The sequence below is a fragment of the Polaribacter dokdonensis genome (assembly GCF_024362345.1).
In the GTDB taxonomy this organism is placed as follows: Bacteria; Bacteroidota; Bacteroidia; order Flavobacteriales; family Flavobacteriaceae; genus Polaribacter; species Polaribacter dokdonensis.
Genome location: NZ_CP101505.1, coordinates 2,811,283 through 2,825,945, shown reverse-complemented (window position 1 = coordinate 2,825,945; position 14,663 = coordinate 2,811,283). Strand labels below are relative to the sequence as shown.

12 protein-coding genes are annotated in these 14,663 nt (G+C 30.1%); 7 read left to right on the top strand and 5 right to left on the bottom strand.

Going from position 1 to position 14,663, the window contains the following annotated elements:
• The first annotated feature begins 76 nt into the window (after nucleotides 1–76).
• The 7 genes from gyrB (at nucleotide 77) to obgE (ending at nucleotide 10,262) form a co-directional block, all read left to right on the top strand.
• Nucleotides 77–2,014, top strand: coding sequence for a DNA topoisomerase (ATP-hydrolyzing) subunit B (gyrB, locus tag LPB302_RS12645; RefSeq protein ID WP_053973206.1), 1,938 nt, complete (start codon nucleotides 77–79; stop codon nucleotides 2,012–2,014).
• Nucleotides 2,015–2,115: 101 nt separating this feature from the next.
• The gene (locus LPB302_RS12640; RefSeq protein WP_053973207.1) at nucleotides 2,116–3,114 is read left to right on the top strand and encodes a DUF6588 family protein; all 999 of its coding nucleotides are present in this window, start codon (nucleotides 2,116–2,118) and stop codon (nucleotides 3,112–3,114) included.
• 127 nt (nucleotides 3,115–3,241) lie between these two features.
• Nucleotides 3,242–4,168, top strand: coding sequence for a malate dehydrogenase (gene mdh / locus LPB302_RS12635; protein ID WP_053973208.1), 927 nt, complete (start codon nucleotides 3,242–3,244; stop codon nucleotides 4,166–4,168).
• A 74-nt stretch (nucleotides 4,169–4,242) separates the two neighbouring features.
• Nucleotides 4,243–4,857, top strand: coding sequence for a hypothetical protein (locus LPB302_RS12630; protein ID WP_053973209.1), 615 nt, complete (start codon nucleotides 4,243–4,245; stop codon nucleotides 4,855–4,857).
• A gap of 159 nt (nucleotides 4,858–5,016) precedes the next feature.
• Entirely contained in the window at nucleotides 5,017–7,989 is a 2,973-nt protein-coding gene (secDF, locus tag LPB302_RS12625) for a protein translocase subunit SecDF (RefSeq protein ID WP_053973210.1), read from the top strand.
• An 87-nt stretch (nucleotides 7,990–8,076) separates the two neighbouring features.
• Nucleotides 8,077–9,195: an adenylate kinase gene (locus tag LPB302_RS12620; RefSeq protein ID WP_074613533.1), complete on the top strand. Its 1,119-nt coding sequence runs from the start codon at nucleotides 8,077–8,079 to the stop codon at nucleotides 9,193–9,195.
• Nucleotides 9,196–9,272: 77 nt separating this feature from the next.
• On the top strand, nucleotides 9,273–10,262 hold the full coding sequence (obgE, locus tag LPB302_RS12615) for a GTPase ObgE (protein ID WP_053973211.1): 990 nt from the start codon (nucleotides 9,273–9,275) through the stop codon (nucleotides 10,260–10,262).
• Between the two features lies 1 nt (nucleotide 10,263).
• Here obgE and LPB302_RS12610 read toward each other — a convergent pair whose 3' ends face one another.
• The 5 genes from LPB302_RS12610 to LPB302_RS12590 all read right to left on the bottom strand — a co-directional run bounded on the left by LPB302_RS12610 (nucleotide 10,264) and on the right by LPB302_RS12590 (nucleotide 14,578).
• Nucleotides 10,264–10,734 (bottom strand): energy transducer TonB, encoded by a 471-nt coding sequence (locus LPB302_RS12610; protein ID WP_053973212.1) that lies wholly within the window; start codon nucleotides 10,732–10,734, stop codon nucleotides 10,264–10,266.
• Nucleotides 10,735–10,781: 47 nt separating this feature from the next.
• Nucleotides 10,782–12,032 (bottom strand): tetratricopeptide repeat protein, encoded by a 1,251-nt coding sequence (locus LPB302_RS12605; protein ID WP_053973213.1) that lies wholly within the window; start codon nucleotides 12,030–12,032, stop codon nucleotides 10,782–10,784.
• A gap of 9 nt (nucleotides 12,033–12,041) precedes the next feature.
• The gene (locus tag LPB302_RS12600) at nucleotides 12,042–13,466 is read right to left on the bottom strand and encodes a M56 family metallopeptidase (protein ID WP_053973214.1); all 1,425 of its coding nucleotides are present in this window, start codon (nucleotides 13,464–13,466) and stop codon (nucleotides 12,042–12,044) included.
• A gap of 3 nt (nucleotides 13,467–13,469) precedes the next feature.
• A complete protein-coding gene (locus tag LPB302_RS12595) occupies nucleotides 13,470–13,829 on the bottom strand; it encodes a BlaI/MecI/CopY family transcriptional regulator (protein WP_053973215.1) in 360 nt (119 codons plus the stop codon).
• A 158-nt stretch (nucleotides 13,830–13,987) separates the two neighbouring features.
• The gene (locus tag LPB302_RS12590; protein ID WP_053973216.1) at nucleotides 13,988–14,578 is read right to left on the bottom strand and encodes a PhnA domain-containing protein; all 591 of its coding nucleotides are present in this window, start codon (nucleotides 14,576–14,578) and stop codon (nucleotides 13,988–13,990) included.
• Nucleotides 14,579–14,663 lie beyond the last annotated feature (85 nt).

The following is a 14,663-nucleotide window of genomic DNA, read 5'->3' as shown; positions in this document are numbered from 1 at the left end:
AAAATTGTAAATTTGATTTTACAGTATTGTCTATCTAGACAATAATTATCAACCTAAAAAATAATTCACTTTTATAATGAGCGAAGAAAAAAAACATAGTTATGATGCTTCCAGTATCCAGGCATTAGAAGGTATGGAGCATGTTAGAATGCGTCCTTCTATGTACATTGGAGATGTTGGTGTTAGAGGTTTACATCATTTGGTTTATGAAGTAGTAGACAACTCTATTGATGAAGCAATGGGTGGTTATTGTGACACTATTGACGTTACAATTAACGAAAACAATTCTATTACTACTAAAGATAATGGACGTGGAATTCCTGTTGGTTTACACAAAAAAGAAGGCGTTTCTGCATTACAAGTAGTAATGACAAAAATTGGTGCTGGAGGTAAATTCGACAAAGACTCTTATAAGGTATCTGGAGGTTTACATGGTGTTGGTGTTTCTTGTGTAAATGCACTTTCAGATCATTTAACAGCAACAGTACACAAAGAAGGTAAAATTTGGCAACAAGAATACGAAAAGGGTAAAACTTTATATCCAGTAAAAACTATTGGAGAAACAGATTTTACTGGTACTATTGTAACTTTTTTACCAGACAAATCTATTTTCACGCAAAGTACAGAATATAACTACGAGACCTTAGCTACAAGAATGCGTGAATTAGCGTACTTGAATAAAGGAATTACAATTACTTTAACTGATAAAAGAAATACAGATGATGAAGGTAATTTTATCTCTGAAACTTTTCACTCTGATAAAGGTTTACCTGAATTTATTGAATATTTAGATTCTACTCGCGAACAATTAATCGCGAATGTAATTTCTATGGAAGGTGAGAAAAACGGAATTCCTGTAGAAGTTGCAATGGTATACAATACTTCTTATGCAGAGAATTTACATTCTTATGTAAACAATATTAACACGCATGAAGGTGGTACTCATTTATCTGGCTTCAGACGTGGTTTAACTGGTACTCTAAAAAAATATGCAGACGAATCTGGTTTACTTAAAAATGTAAAGTTTGATATTGCTGGTGATGATTTTAGAGAAGGTTTAACTGCTATTGTATCTGTAAAAGTTGCGGAACCTCAATTTGAAGGACAAACAAAAACCAAATTAGGAAATAGAGAAGTAACTTCTGCAGTATCTCAGGCAGTATCTGAAATGCTTACAGATTACTTAGAAGAAAATCCTAATGATGCTAAAACCATTGTACAAAAGGTAATTTTAGCTGCAACTGCAAGGCATGCAGCAAGAAAAGCCAGAGACATGGTTCAACGTAAAAGTGTTATGTCTATTGGTGGTTTACCTGGTAAATTATCTGACTGTTCAGAAACTGATCCTGCTCAATGTGAAATTTTCTTAGTTGAGGGAGATTCTGCAGGTGGAACAGCTAAACAAGGTAGAGACAGAAACTTTCAAGCAATACTTCCACTTCGTGGTAAAATCTTGAATGTAGAAAAGGCAATGCAGCACAAGGTTTTTGAAAATGAAGAAATCAAAAACATGTTTACTGCTTTAGGTGTTTCTATTGGTACAGAAGAAGATCCAAGGGCATTAAACTTATCAAAAATAAGATATCATAAAGTAGTTATTATGTGTGATGCCGATGTTGATGGTTCTCATATTGCTACCTTAATCTTAACATTCTTCTTTAGATATATGAAAGAAATGGTTGAGCAAGGATATATTTATATTGCTACACCTCCTTTATATTTAGTTAAAAAAGGACAAAAAAGAGAATATGCTTGGGATGACAATCAACGAGATTTAATTGCTCAGCAAATGGGAGGCTCTGTAACTATACAACGTTACAAAGGTCTTGGAGAGATGAATGCAGAACAACTTTGGGATACCACAATGAATCCAGAATTTAGAACTTTAAGAAAAGTTGTTATTGATAGTCCTACAGAAGCCGATAGAGTATTCTCTATGCTTATGGGAGACGAAGTTCCACCAAGAAGAGACTTTATAGAAAGAAATGCAAAATATGCTAACATAGACGTGTAATTAACTCTCTATGAAATACTTTATACACACTTCAAATTTTGAAGTGTGTATTTTTTTTTATCTTAGCTTAAATATATTTTATCAATCAAATTTCCAAAAAAATGAAAAAGTACACATTAATTTTAATAGGCCTTTTTGTCTTTTCGTTTCAATCGAAAGCACAAGATGGTTTTGAGGGCTATCTTTTAGCAGACAATAATGATAGAAGTAAGTTAATTGAAGCTTACATAAATCCAGCCATGAAAGGCTTAATTTATGGTATGAACAATGGATGGTATCACACAGCAAAAGTTCACAAAACTTTAGGTTTCGATATTTCCATTGGTTTAAATGCTTCTCTAGTTCCAGAAGAAGATGAAATATTTAGTTTATCTGGATTAACATCCATTAATGCAGGATCTATAAATGCAGCTACTGTTGCTGGTTCAGAAGATTTTACACCACTTACCACTGTTAATTTTGTTGAAAACGGAACTACCTATAGTACAACATTTAATGCTCCTGGAGGTATTAAAGAGAGTTTACCTTTAAGTGCTGTACCTGCACCAGCTGTGCAAGTTAGTTTAGGCTTACCTGCAAAATTTGAAATCAACTTAAGATTAGTACCAAAAGTTGGAGATGATGATGTAAAAGGAAACTTATTTGGTATAGGTCTTAAAAAAGAAATTACAGATTGGTTTGGTCCTTTAGATAAAACACCTTTACATGTTTCACTTTTAGCTGCTTATACAACTATGACTGTAGATTATAATATAGAAAGTAGTGGAGATATTACTGTACAAGATGGTTTAGCTGAATTTAAATTAAATGCCTACACAGTTGAAGCAATTGCTTCTTTAAACTTCCCTATTATTAATCTTTATGGAGGTATTGGTTATGGTTCAGGTAATTCTACCTTAAATATGTTAGGAGATTATACCTTAAGCTATGGCCCTGTAAGTAGAACAATTTCTGATCCATTAACATCAGAATTTGATGCTGGTGGATTTAGAACAACTGCTGGTTTAAGGTTAAGTTTAGGCTTCTTTAAAATCTTTGGTAGTTATACTTTACAAGAATACAATACAGCTAATCTAGGAGTTGCTTTTAGCTTTAGATAATAGTTATTTAAAAAAATTAAAAAGTCTGTAATTATACAGGCTTTTTTTTGCTTATAATTAAGACTTTACAATGTCAAAATTTGTATTTTTACAGCTTAAAATCATTAATAAATAAAATTAAATAAAAATGAAAATTACAGTAGTTGGTGCAGGAGCAGTTGGTGCAAGTTGTGCAGAATATATAGCAATAAAGAATTTTGCTTCAGAAGTTGTTTTGTTAGACATCAAAGAAGGCTATGCTGAGGGTAAAGCAATGGACTTAATGCAAACAGCTTCTTTAAATGGCTTTGACACAAAAATTACTGGTAGTACTAGCGACTATTCTAAAACTGCAAATTCCAATATTTGTGTTATTACTTCTGGTATTCCAAGAAAACCAGGTATGACTCGTGAAGAATTAATTGGTATTAATGCAGGTATCGTAAAAACAGTTTCTGCTAGCTTAATTGAGCACTCTCCAGAAACTATTATTATCGTTGTTTCTAACCCAATGGATACTATGACCTATTTAGTTCATAAAACAACAGGTTTACCAAAGAACAGAATTATTGGTATGGGTGGAGCATTAGATTCAGCTCGTTTTAAATACAGATTAGCAGAAGCATTAGAAGCACCTATTTCTGATGTTGATGGAATGGTAATTGGTGGTCATTCAGATAAAGGGATGGTTCCTTTAACAAGGTTAGCTACTCGTAATTCTGTGCCAGTTTCAGAGTTTATTTCAGAAGATAGATTAGAGCAAGTAAAGCAAGACACAAAGGTTGGTGGTGCAACTTTAACTGGTTTATTAGGTACTTCTGCTTGGTATGCTCCAGGAGCTGCAGTTTCTGGTTTAGTACAAGCAATTGCTTGCGACCAAAAGAAAATATATCCATGTTCTACTTTATTAGAAGGTGAATATGGTTTAAATGACTTATGTATTGGTGTGCCTGTAGTATTAGGTAAAAACGGTATAGAAAGTATTGTAGAAATTAATTTAAGTGATGCAGAAAAAAACCACTTAAAAGAATCTGCAGAAGGCGTTTCTAAAACAAATGGTTTACTAGAACTATAGTAAATTACTAACTTCATATTAAATAGATTGCTTTTACATCAGTTAAAAGCAATCTATTTTTTTATATTTGAGGCATGAACACAAAATGGTACTTAAGTACACTTTTAGTTTTATTCATTTTTCTTGGTACTATTCAAGAAAATAAGCCTGTACCTAATCAAGAAATTGTTTTAGAGTTTACCAATTCTGCAATAAATGAGCTAGAAAAGGAGAACACAATTATCGACCTAAAAAATCGATTAGAAATAGCTGGTGCTTCAAATATTCAAATTCAGAAATCAAAAAATGGCAACCTAAAAATTGCCTATTATAGTGCAGAACATGTTTCTAATATAAAAAATGCGCTTTCTATTAATGAAGATGTATCGAACAATATTTCTAAATTTCCTTTAGAAGACAAGAAATATCCATCAGAAAAAACAACAAAGTTTAATATTGATGTTTATGAAATAGATACAAGCAGTTATTCTTCTAATTTCGATGGTAATTCTATTCTAGAAATTAAATACGATTCAGATAGATTTACAACTTCGCAAAACTATGCTTCATCAGCTAAGTTAGCACTGTTAACAAGTAAAAAAACATACAAACTAAAATCTAAATTTTACAACACACAACAAATTGTAAAAAATAGTACTTCACATAATATTCCAGAGGTTAGAGCTGGCCCACTTACCTACTTAGCCTAAAAAATTAAATTGTTTTATTCGTAAAAGAAAAAGAAGTCAGAATTGAGTAGTCACTCAAAGTTCTGAAAACAAATTATTAAACAAAATTAAATGTCAAAAAAGTTCGAGAAGTTATCTATATTTGCTCGTTTTTAAAATTTTTGACTAAAACCATATAAAATGCAAAACAAAGGATTAATCAAATTATTCGCTATTCTTTTTGGATTAGTGAGTTTATACCAACTTTCATTTACTTTCTTAGCCAATAAGGTAGAAGATGATGCAGTAGAATACTCTAATGAAAGAGGTGTAGATAGTGATGCTAGAGCAAAAGCTAAATTCGAAAGAACATATTTAGACAGTGTTGCTAACAAAGAAATTATAGATTTAGGTATTGCACAATACACTTATAATGATGTAAAAGACAAAGAAATGAATCTTGGTCTTGACTTGAAAGGTGGTATTAATGCAATCTTACAAGTATCTGTAAAAGAAGTATTAAAAAGTTTATCTAACGATTCTAAAAACGTAGCTTTTAATACTGCTTTAGAAAAGGCAGATGAAAGACAAAAAAATAGTAACTTAAATTATTTAGACTTATTTTTTGAAGAATTTCAAAAAGTAGCAGGTGATACTAAGTTAAGTGATCCTTCAATTTTTGGTACAAAAGCATTAAGTGATAAAATCTCTTTTGATGAAGCAAACATTACTGTAAGAGAAACATTACAAGAAGAAATTAACAGTTCTATTGGTACTGCTTTTGAAGTTTTAAGAAGTAGAATAGATAAGTTTGGCGTAACACAACCAAATATTCAGAGAATTGGAAATTCTGGTAGAATTCAAATTGAATTACCAGGAGCAAAAGACATAGAACGTGTTACAAAATTAATTACTAGTAAAGCTGAATTACAGTTTTGGGGAGTATATACAAATGCAGAAGTTCAAAACTTTTTCTTTGCTGCAAATTCTAAAGTAGCAGAAATGCTAAAAGATGATTCTGTTTTAGAACAAGAAAAAGATTCTACTAAGCAAGATGATATTGATGATCTATTAGGTGAAGAAGCAGATTCTACTAAAGTTCAAAAAAGCTTATTTACTTACTTATATCCAAACGTGGCTCAGTCTCAACAACAATTAAGTTCTGTAGTTGCAAGTGCTAGAGTTTTAGATACAGCAATGGTTAATGACTTACTTTCTAAAAAAGAAGTAAGAGCATTATTACCAACTGAAATTAAGTATGCTAAATTTTTATGGGATTATAAATCTGTAGAAGGTGCTGATGGTGCTGATGTTATTAGTTTATATGCTATAAAAGGAAATAGAAATGACAAACCAACAATTGAAGGTGATGTTATTTTAGATGCTGGTCAAGTATTTGATCAATTAAACAAACCAGAAGTTTCAATGACAATGAATAGCTCTGGAACAAAACAATGGGCTAAAATGACAGCTGATAACATTGGTAATTTTGTTGCAGTAGTTTTAGATGATTATGTTTATACTGCTCCATCTGTTAACCAAGTTATTTCTGGAGGTAGAACTTCTATCTCTGGTGGAAGTATGACTGTTGCTGAAGCAGAAGATATTTCTACAGTATTAAAAGCTGGTAAATTACCTGCAACTGCAAGAATTATTCAAATAGAAGTAGTTGGGCCATCTTTAGGACAAGAAGCAATTGATGCCAGTTTCTTATCTTTTGGGTTAGCAATTATCTTAGTATTATTATGGATGATTTTATATTATGGTAAAGCAGGTGCTTATGCAAATGTTGCCTTAATTGTAAACATTTTATTCATTTTTGGAGTTTTAGCATCATTTAATGCTGTATTAACTTTACCAGGTATTGCTGGTATTATCTTAACAATTGGTATGTCTGTAGATGCCAACGTTATTATTTTCGAAAGAATTAAAGAAGGTCTTTTCAAAAAGAAAGGTTTAAAGCAATCTGTAGAAGAAGGTTTCTCTATTAAAGGAGCTTTATCTGCAATTATCGATGCAAATATTACAACCTTATTAACAGGTATTATTCTTTATGTTTTTGGTACAGGACCAATTAAAGGTTTTGCATTAACATTAATGATTGGTATTGCAACATCATTATTTACAGCTGTATTCATTACACGTTTGTTAATTGATAGTTCTGTAAACAAAGGATCTAACCTTACTTTTAACACATCTGTATCTAAAGGATGGTTCCAAAACATAAATGTAGAGTTCTTAAAGAAACGTAAGATTGCATACATTATTTCTGGTGCTATTATTTTAGCAGGTATTGCTTCTATTTTTTCTATAGGATTAAAGCAAGGTGTAGATTTTAAAGGAGGTAGATCTTATGTAGTTCGTTTTGACCAAGACATGAATGCTACAGAAGTAGCAGGTACTTTAAAAGATGCCTTTGGTTCTGCTCCTGAAGTAAAAACTTACGGACAAGCAAATCAATTAAAAATTACAACTGTTTACAAAATTGAAGAAGAAGGTACAGAAGTTGATGAAGAAGTACAAAATACTTTATTTACTGGTTTACAGCCTTATTTAGGTGATACTTCTTACGAGAACTTTAAGCCAGGTTTCGAAAAGCAAGGTGCAGGTGTTATGAGTTTTATGAAAGTAGAACCAACAATTGCAGATGACATTAAAACATCAGCTTTATATGCTGTATTTGGTTCATTAATTGTAGTTTTCTTATACATCTTATTACGTTTTAGAAAAGTATCATTCTCATTAGGTGCTGTAATTGCAGTTTTCCATGATGTATTAATTGTACTTGGTGTTTTCTCTATTACATATAACTTTATGCCTTTTGATATGGAAATTGGCCAATCATTTATTGCAGCCATACTTACAGTAGTAGGATACTCCTTAAATGATACAGTGGTTATATTCGATAGAATTAGAGAATTTGCTGGTTCTTATCCAAATTGGAAATACAGCAAAGTTGTAGATTCAGCATTAAGCTCTACATTAGGTAGAACTATAAATACTTCTTTAACTACATTATTAGTAATGTTAGCGATCTTCTTATTTGGTGGTGACTCTATTAAAGGATTTATGTTTGCCTTAATTGTGGGTGTTGTAGTAGGTACATACTCATCATTATTTGTGGCAACACCAATAATGTATGACTCTTCTAAAAAAGAAGAAAAGAAAAAATAATTTTATTTTTAAATATAAAAAAACCGTTTTGAACTAAACTCAAAACGGTTTTTTCATTCCATTTACAGCACTTATATTTGCATCTTTATGAGCATTTTAAAACTTCATGATTTATATTTTAAGCCTTTTATAAGTAAGGCAGAAATACATGCAATTGTAAAACATTTAGCAGAGCAAGTAAAACACGATTTACCAAAAGATGAAGTTCCTATTTTTGTAGGAATTTTAAACGGTTGTTTTCTTTTTGCTGCAGATTTCATTAGAGAATTTAATGGAGATTGTGAAGTATCTTTTGTTAAATTAGCCTCTTATGAAGGCACATCATCTACTGATAATGTAAAACAATTAGTAGGCATTAATGAAGATTTAACCAATAGAACTGTAATTATATTAGAAGATATTATAGATACTGGAAACACACTTCAAGAAATTTATAATATATTTAGAAATCAGAACGTAAAGCAACTTAAAGTTGTATCATTATTTTTTAAACCAGACGTTTTTAGAAAAGAATTACCTATAGATTATATTGGTAAAAGTATAGAAGACAAGTTTATTGTTGGATATGGTTTAGATTACAATGGTTTAGGAAGAAATTATCCAGAAATATATCAATTATCAACAGCACCAAAAATGAAAAACATCGTATTATTTGGCCCTCCAGGAGCAGGAAAAGGAACTCAAGCAGAATTTTTAAAAGAAATGTATCAATTGGTACATATTTCTACTGGAGATGTTTTTAGATTTAATATCAAAAATTCTACTGAGCTAGGCTTATTAGCAAAAAAATATATGGATGAAGGTGATTTAGTGCCTGATGAAGTAACTATAAATATGCTAAAAGCAGAAGTAGAGAAAAACCCAGATGCCAATGGTTTTATCTTTGATGGTTTTCCTAGAACACAATCTCAAGCAGAAGCTTTAGACGCCTTCTTAAGCGATAAAGGAGAACAAATTAATGGTATGATTGCTTTAGAAGTACCAGAAGATGTTTTAGTTACTCGTTTGTTAGAAAGAGGTAAAACTAGTGGAAGAACAGATGATACAGATGAAAGTAAAATTAGAAATCGTTTTAACGAATACAATACAAAAACGGCTATTCTAAAAGATTACTTTGATGCACAGCATAAATATTATGGTATTAATGGTGTTGGTTCTATAGAAGATATTACAAAAAGAATTTCTGAAGTTTTTGATACGTTATAGTTAAGTTTATCAATCACCAAATTCTTATTACAACCCAATAGAATTCTTGTACTGCAAGATTTAAAGAAATAAAAAACATGACTGAAGGAAACTTTGTAGATTATATTAAAATATACGCTTCTTCTGGTAAAGGTGGACAAGGTTCTGCGCATTTACACAGAGAAAAATATATTACCAAAGGTGGTCCTGATGGTGGTGATGGAGGACGTGGAGGACACATCATTTTACGAGGAGATAAAAACATGTGGACGTTATTTCATTTAAAGTTTAAACGTCATTTTAGAGCAGAAGGTGGTGGAGCAGGAAGTAAAAGTAGAAGTACAGGTTCTGATGGTGAAGATATTTATGTAGATGTACCTTTAGGAACCATAATTAAAGATGCAGATACAGACGAAGTAATTGTAGAAATTACCGAAGATAAAAAAGAGGTGGTTTTGTTAAGAGGTGGTAAAGGTGGTTTAGGAAACTGGAACTTTAAATCTTCTACAAATCAAACTCCAAGATATGCACAACCAGGTATGGATGGTGCAGAAGGTTGGTTTAGAATTGAACTAAAATTATTAGCAGATGTTGGTTTAGTAGGTTTTCCTAATGCTGGTAAATCTACCTTACTATCTGTATTAACTGCTGCAAAACCTAAAATTGCAGATTATGCTTTTACAACACTAAAACCCAATTTAGGTATTGTAGAACATAGAAATCATCAAACTTTTGTAATGGCAGATATTCCTGGTATTATAGAAGGTGCTGCTGAAGGAAAAGGTTTAGGTCACAGATTTTTAAGACATATAGAGCGTAATTCTGCCTTACTTTTCTTAATTCCTGCAGATGCTGATGACATCAACAAAGAATATGAAATTTTGTTGAATGAACTTAAAAAACACAATCCAGAATTGTTAGATAAAGATCGTTTATTGGCAATTTCAAAATCTGATATGTTAGATGATGAATTACAAGAAGAAATTAAAGCTGAATTACCAAAAGGTGTAGATGCTTTATTTATTTCTTCTGTAGCTCAAAAAGGCTTACAAGAGCTTAAAGATAAACTTTGGAAAATGCTAAACTAATTTAGTTTTTTAACTGAATTTTTATAGGCAACTGATATCTTGTAGTAACTGGTATGCCTCTTTTAATAGCAGGATAAACTTTGCTTAATTTATTTACAGAAGTTTGTACTATGCTATCAAATTTAGGCAACTCTTTTTTTAATGAATTTGAAGCTTGTATACTTTGATAGTTGATAACACCATTTTTATCTATTAGTAAATCTACCAAAACAGTTTCGTTTATAGAATCTTCAATAATAAACGTGTGTTTTTGTAACTCCTCTCCTATTTTGTTGTGTATTGTAGTTCTAAAGCAATTTTGCTTTTTGGTCTTCTCTATAATTGAATCACAATTTTTAAACGAAGGATAAGTATCTACTGAAGTAAAATCTACTATAGTGTCTAAGCCTTGAATAGTACTATCTGAGGTAAGCGCAATTTTATCGCAAGAAGTAATAAGAAATAGCAATATCAAAAAAGTAAAAACACGCATATATAGCTTTCTAAATATAGTGTGAATTTACTAAAAAATACTGAACTTTATTTTAAAGTTTCACCTTTCATAAAATAGGCTTTTTTGATTTCATTAATTCTATTTCTCACGAAATTTGTCATGCCTTCATCTTTTTTATGAAAACGCTCATAATATTTATTATAGTGTCTGTAAGCTATTTTTTTATCCTTATAATAATCATCAGACATAGTTGCTAATTGGTACAATGCTCTATAATTAGATGGGTTTTCTTTATAGGCTTCCTCAAAAAAACGTAACGCTTGTTTCGGTTTTTTTGTATTATAAAACACCCTAGCTAAACCATAATATTCTTCATCACGTTTCTCTTTTCCTTTATTTGTAGCAATCATATAATTCATCATAGCTTTATTATATTCTTCTTGTTTAAAATAAATGTGCCCTAAATAAGTGTTCGATTTATAGTCTTCTCTATCAATAAAAGATAGTTTTGAAAATATTTTTTTGGCTTGTTCTAAACTATCTAGGTAATAAAAAACTCTACCTAACATAGCTTTACTATACGTTTCTTTTTTGTCTATGGTATCAAGATTTTTTAAAAGTGGAATTGCTTTTAAATACTTTTTATCTTTATACAGTTGGTTAATTTTTATTTTATTTAAATCAATATCATTTCTATTTAAAGCCAAACCTTTGTTTACAAAAAGTTGTGTGGAATCTTTATCATTTAGCTTTAAAAAACTATTAGCCAATCTTTTTATTGCTTTTAAATGTGTTGTGTCTTTTTTATAAGTGGCAATAAAACTATTAATCATAGGATCTCTTTGCCCATTCAAAGCATATGCCAAACCTAAGTAATAAGAATAATTTGCATTATTTGTATCATTCTTAACTAAATACTTAAATGTTGAAATTGCTTCTTTTGGCCTTCTATTTACTACATACATTTTACCCAATTGATACTTTAAAACTAAATTTAAAGAAGCCTCAACTAAAAGCTTTTCATATATAGGAATGGCTTTTTTAGACAAACCACTTGCTCTATAATTTTTAGCCAACTTTAGATTGGCCTTTTCATCATCTTTAAATTCAATTGCCTTCTCTAAATAAAGTGCAGCTTTTTTATAATTATCTATAGACTCATAGATTACTGCTTTTTTATAATTAGATAAAAAGGAAGGTTCCTTTTTATCTAATTCTTTTAAAGCCAATTTATATCTACCTTTTGCAAACAAACTATCAGAAACAGCAAAAGTTGAAGTTTGAGCTTCAACTTTTACTATTGCCAATAAAAATAATACTATTAATTTCTTTTTCATATTTTCAAGTTATTCTACAAACAACGTAAATGGTATAGAATATTTAACTCCTACTTTTTTACCCTCATTTTCACCTGGCAGCATTTTAGGTAAAGTTTCCATTACTCTAATAACCTCTTTCTCAATTTCAGGGTGTGGAGCTCTAGCTTTTATATCTACAACATCTCCTTCTTTATCTATTTTAAAACCAATAAAAACACGTTTTTTACCAGGGCTTAATCCTAAAGTTTTTGGCATTTTACTATCAAAATTTTTAACAAAATGTTTCTGGACCATTTTAGAAAAACAGGCTTTATCTCCTTCTTCACAGCCAGGAAAAACGGGTACTTTATCAATAGTCATAAATGATACAGTTTCTGTTTCTACAACTGTTCTTTCATTAATGCTATTTAAGAAACCTTTTCTTTGTAAATTCTTTAACTCGTTCTCTTTTGCTTCTTTTTGATTATTTAAAAGCGTAATAGAATCACGCAAAACTTGCTGTTGCTGCTCCAATAAAACTTTTTGTTTCTCATTGGCTTCTTTTTGCTCCTTTAATGCATTTTCTAAATTACTAATTTCATTTTTTAATGGTTTTGTAGCACAAGAGCTATAAAAAAGCATACTTGCCAAAACAGGAATTAGGAGTAAATACTTAAGTTGATTCATTTTTTTAGATTGTTTCTTTTTCATCATAATAATTCTTTTTTTAATTAATGAGGGTTTATAAAACTGGTTGATAAATGCAATATTCTCTACTTGAAAAAAGTTAGATAGTAAATTATTGATGTACGTTTCTTTAGTTTCTGTTTTAGCAACTACAGCATCAGAAATATATTCATGCACTAGTGTTATTCTCTTTTGAAAGAAATAAATCATAGGATTAAACCACATAACAATTTTTAAAATTTCGAATAGTAATAAATCGTATGTATGTTTTTGGTTGCTATGTACCAATTCATGCTGAATGATATTTGCTCTATTACTTTCTTTAATTTTTTCACCTAAAAAAATATAGTTAAAGAAAGAAAATGCTTTGGTTTCAGCTGGGATAACAATCAAGTTTACATTGGCCATTTTTTGAGCTTTATGTTTTTTTATGAGCGTGATTATCCCAAATAATTTCACCAAAAACAAGATGCTAAAAAGAACGAATCCAGCCCAAAAAAGTAAATTAATATAATTGTTAGAAATCATTACATCTTCACTAGATATCGTTTGTAAAAGCATTTTTTCTGGAGAGAGTATAATCTCTGGCAGGTTTACTGTAAACTCTTGTGGAAGTGCTTTCTCTATATTTGGAATCTTAATTAAAGGGATAAAAAATGAGAGTATTGGTGTGCCTAACAAATACCATCTATTCTTAGTAAAAAAGGTTTCTTTGCTTAAAAAGAAGTCATAAATAGCCAAGAATAAAACTTGAAACAGAATGACTTGTATTATATAATTAATCATAGCTTAGTTTTTATTTACATCCTTTAAAATAGACTCTAACTCTTTAATATCCATATCATTTTCTTTTACAAAAAATGAAACCATACTTTTAAATGAGCCTTGAAAATACCCATTCATTAACTTATGTAAACTTTGATTGCTATAGGTATCTTTATCAATTATTGGATAATAAACATAACCTCTACCTTCTGTTTTGTGTGCAACAAATTCTTTTGTTTCTAAAATTCTAATAATAGTAGATACAGTATTATAAGCTGGTTTTGGTTCTGGTAATTGCGTAATAATATCTTTTACAGAGGATTCTTCTAAATCCCATAAAACTTGCATAATCTGCTCTTCAGCTTTTGTTAATTGTTTTGCCATAATTTTCAACTAATATTTTAGTTCAACAAAACAAATATAACTAAATATTTAGTTTAAACTAATTTTTTAGTTGAAAAATTTAAGAATGATGTAGTTAAAAATCAAAAAAGCCTTTAATCACAAGGATTAAAGGCTTCTTATTTTATTTAAAAAAAATGCTATTCTTTATCAGCCATTTTTTTTACGTAATCTGTTATAATCACTATTTGTGTTGGGCCAACTTTACCTTCTATGTATTTTGCATTTTCATGATCTAAAGATATTCTACGAACTGCTGTGCCTTGTTTTGCAACCATACTAGAACCTTTAACTTTTAAATCTTTAATCAATACTACATTATCTCCTGCTTGTAAAATTGTACCATTTACATCTCTATGAATTATTTTTTCACTTTCAGATAAATGATCTCCAGATTCTTTAGCATAAGCCAATTCAGCATCTTCCATATACATCATACCTAACAAATCTGTGGGCCAACCTTCATTTTTTAAACGATGTAACATTCTCCAAACAACAACTTTTACTGGTGTAAACTCAGACCACATTGCATCATTTAAACAACGCCAATGATTTGCATTTACCTCTTCTGGGTTTTCAATTTGATTAATACAAGCTTCGCAAGCTAGAATACTACCATCAAAACCACCTGTAGAAACTGGTTTTACCTCATAAATAGACAAATTCTGCTTTGCAGTACACAATTCACATTGATTCCCACTTCTCTTTTCTAAATCTTGTTGTAAACTCATTGTAAAATTTTAAGGATGTAAAAGTAAACAAACCTACTGAGTTACTGCCTTTCTTGTTGAATTATAAAGTTTTAATTTAAATAAC

Coding starts and splice junctions, on each gene's coding strand:
- LPB302_RS12600 (WP_053973214.1), bottom strand. CDS start 13,466: ATGATTAATTATATAATACAAGTCATTCTGTTTCAAGTTTTATTCTTG.
- LPB302_RS12640 (WP_053973207.1), top strand. CDS start 2,116: ATGAAAAAGTACACATTAATTTTAATAGGCCTTTTTGTCTTTTCGTTT.
- LPB302_RS12620 (WP_074613533.1), top strand. CDS start 8,077: ATGAGCATTTTAAAACTTCATGATTTATATTTTAAGCCTTTTATAAGT.
- obgE (WP_053973211.1), top strand. CDS start 9,273: ATGACTGAAGGAAACTTTGTAGATTATATTAAAATATACGCTTCTTCT.
- secDF (WP_053973210.1), top strand. CDS start 5,017: ATGCAAAACAAAGGATTAATCAAATTATTCGCTATTCTTTTTGGATTA.
- LPB302_RS12630 (WP_053973209.1), top strand. CDS start 4,243: ATGAACACAAAATGGTACTTAAGTACACTTTTAGTTTTATTCATTTTT.
- gyrB (WP_053973206.1), top strand. CDS start 77: ATGAGCGAAGAAAAAAAACATAGTTATGATGCTTCCAGTATCCAGGCA.
- LPB302_RS12595 (WP_053973215.1), bottom strand. CDS start 13,829: ATGGCAAAACAATTAACAAAAGCTGAAGAGCAGATTATGCAAGTTTTA.
- LPB302_RS12605 (WP_053973213.1), bottom strand. CDS start 12,032: ATGAAAAAGAAATTAATAGTATTATTTTTATTGGCAATAGTAAAAGTT.
- LPB302_RS12590 (WP_053973216.1), bottom strand. CDS start 14,578: ATGAGTTTACAACAAGATTTAGAAAAGAGAAGTGGGAATCAATGTGAA.
- LPB302_RS12610 (WP_053973212.1), bottom strand. CDS start 10,734: ATGCGTGTTTTTACTTTTTTGATATTGCTATTTCTTATTACTTCTTGC.
- mdh (WP_053973208.1), top strand. CDS start 3,242: ATGAAAATTACAGTAGTTGGTGCAGGAGCAGTTGGTGCAAGTTGTGCA.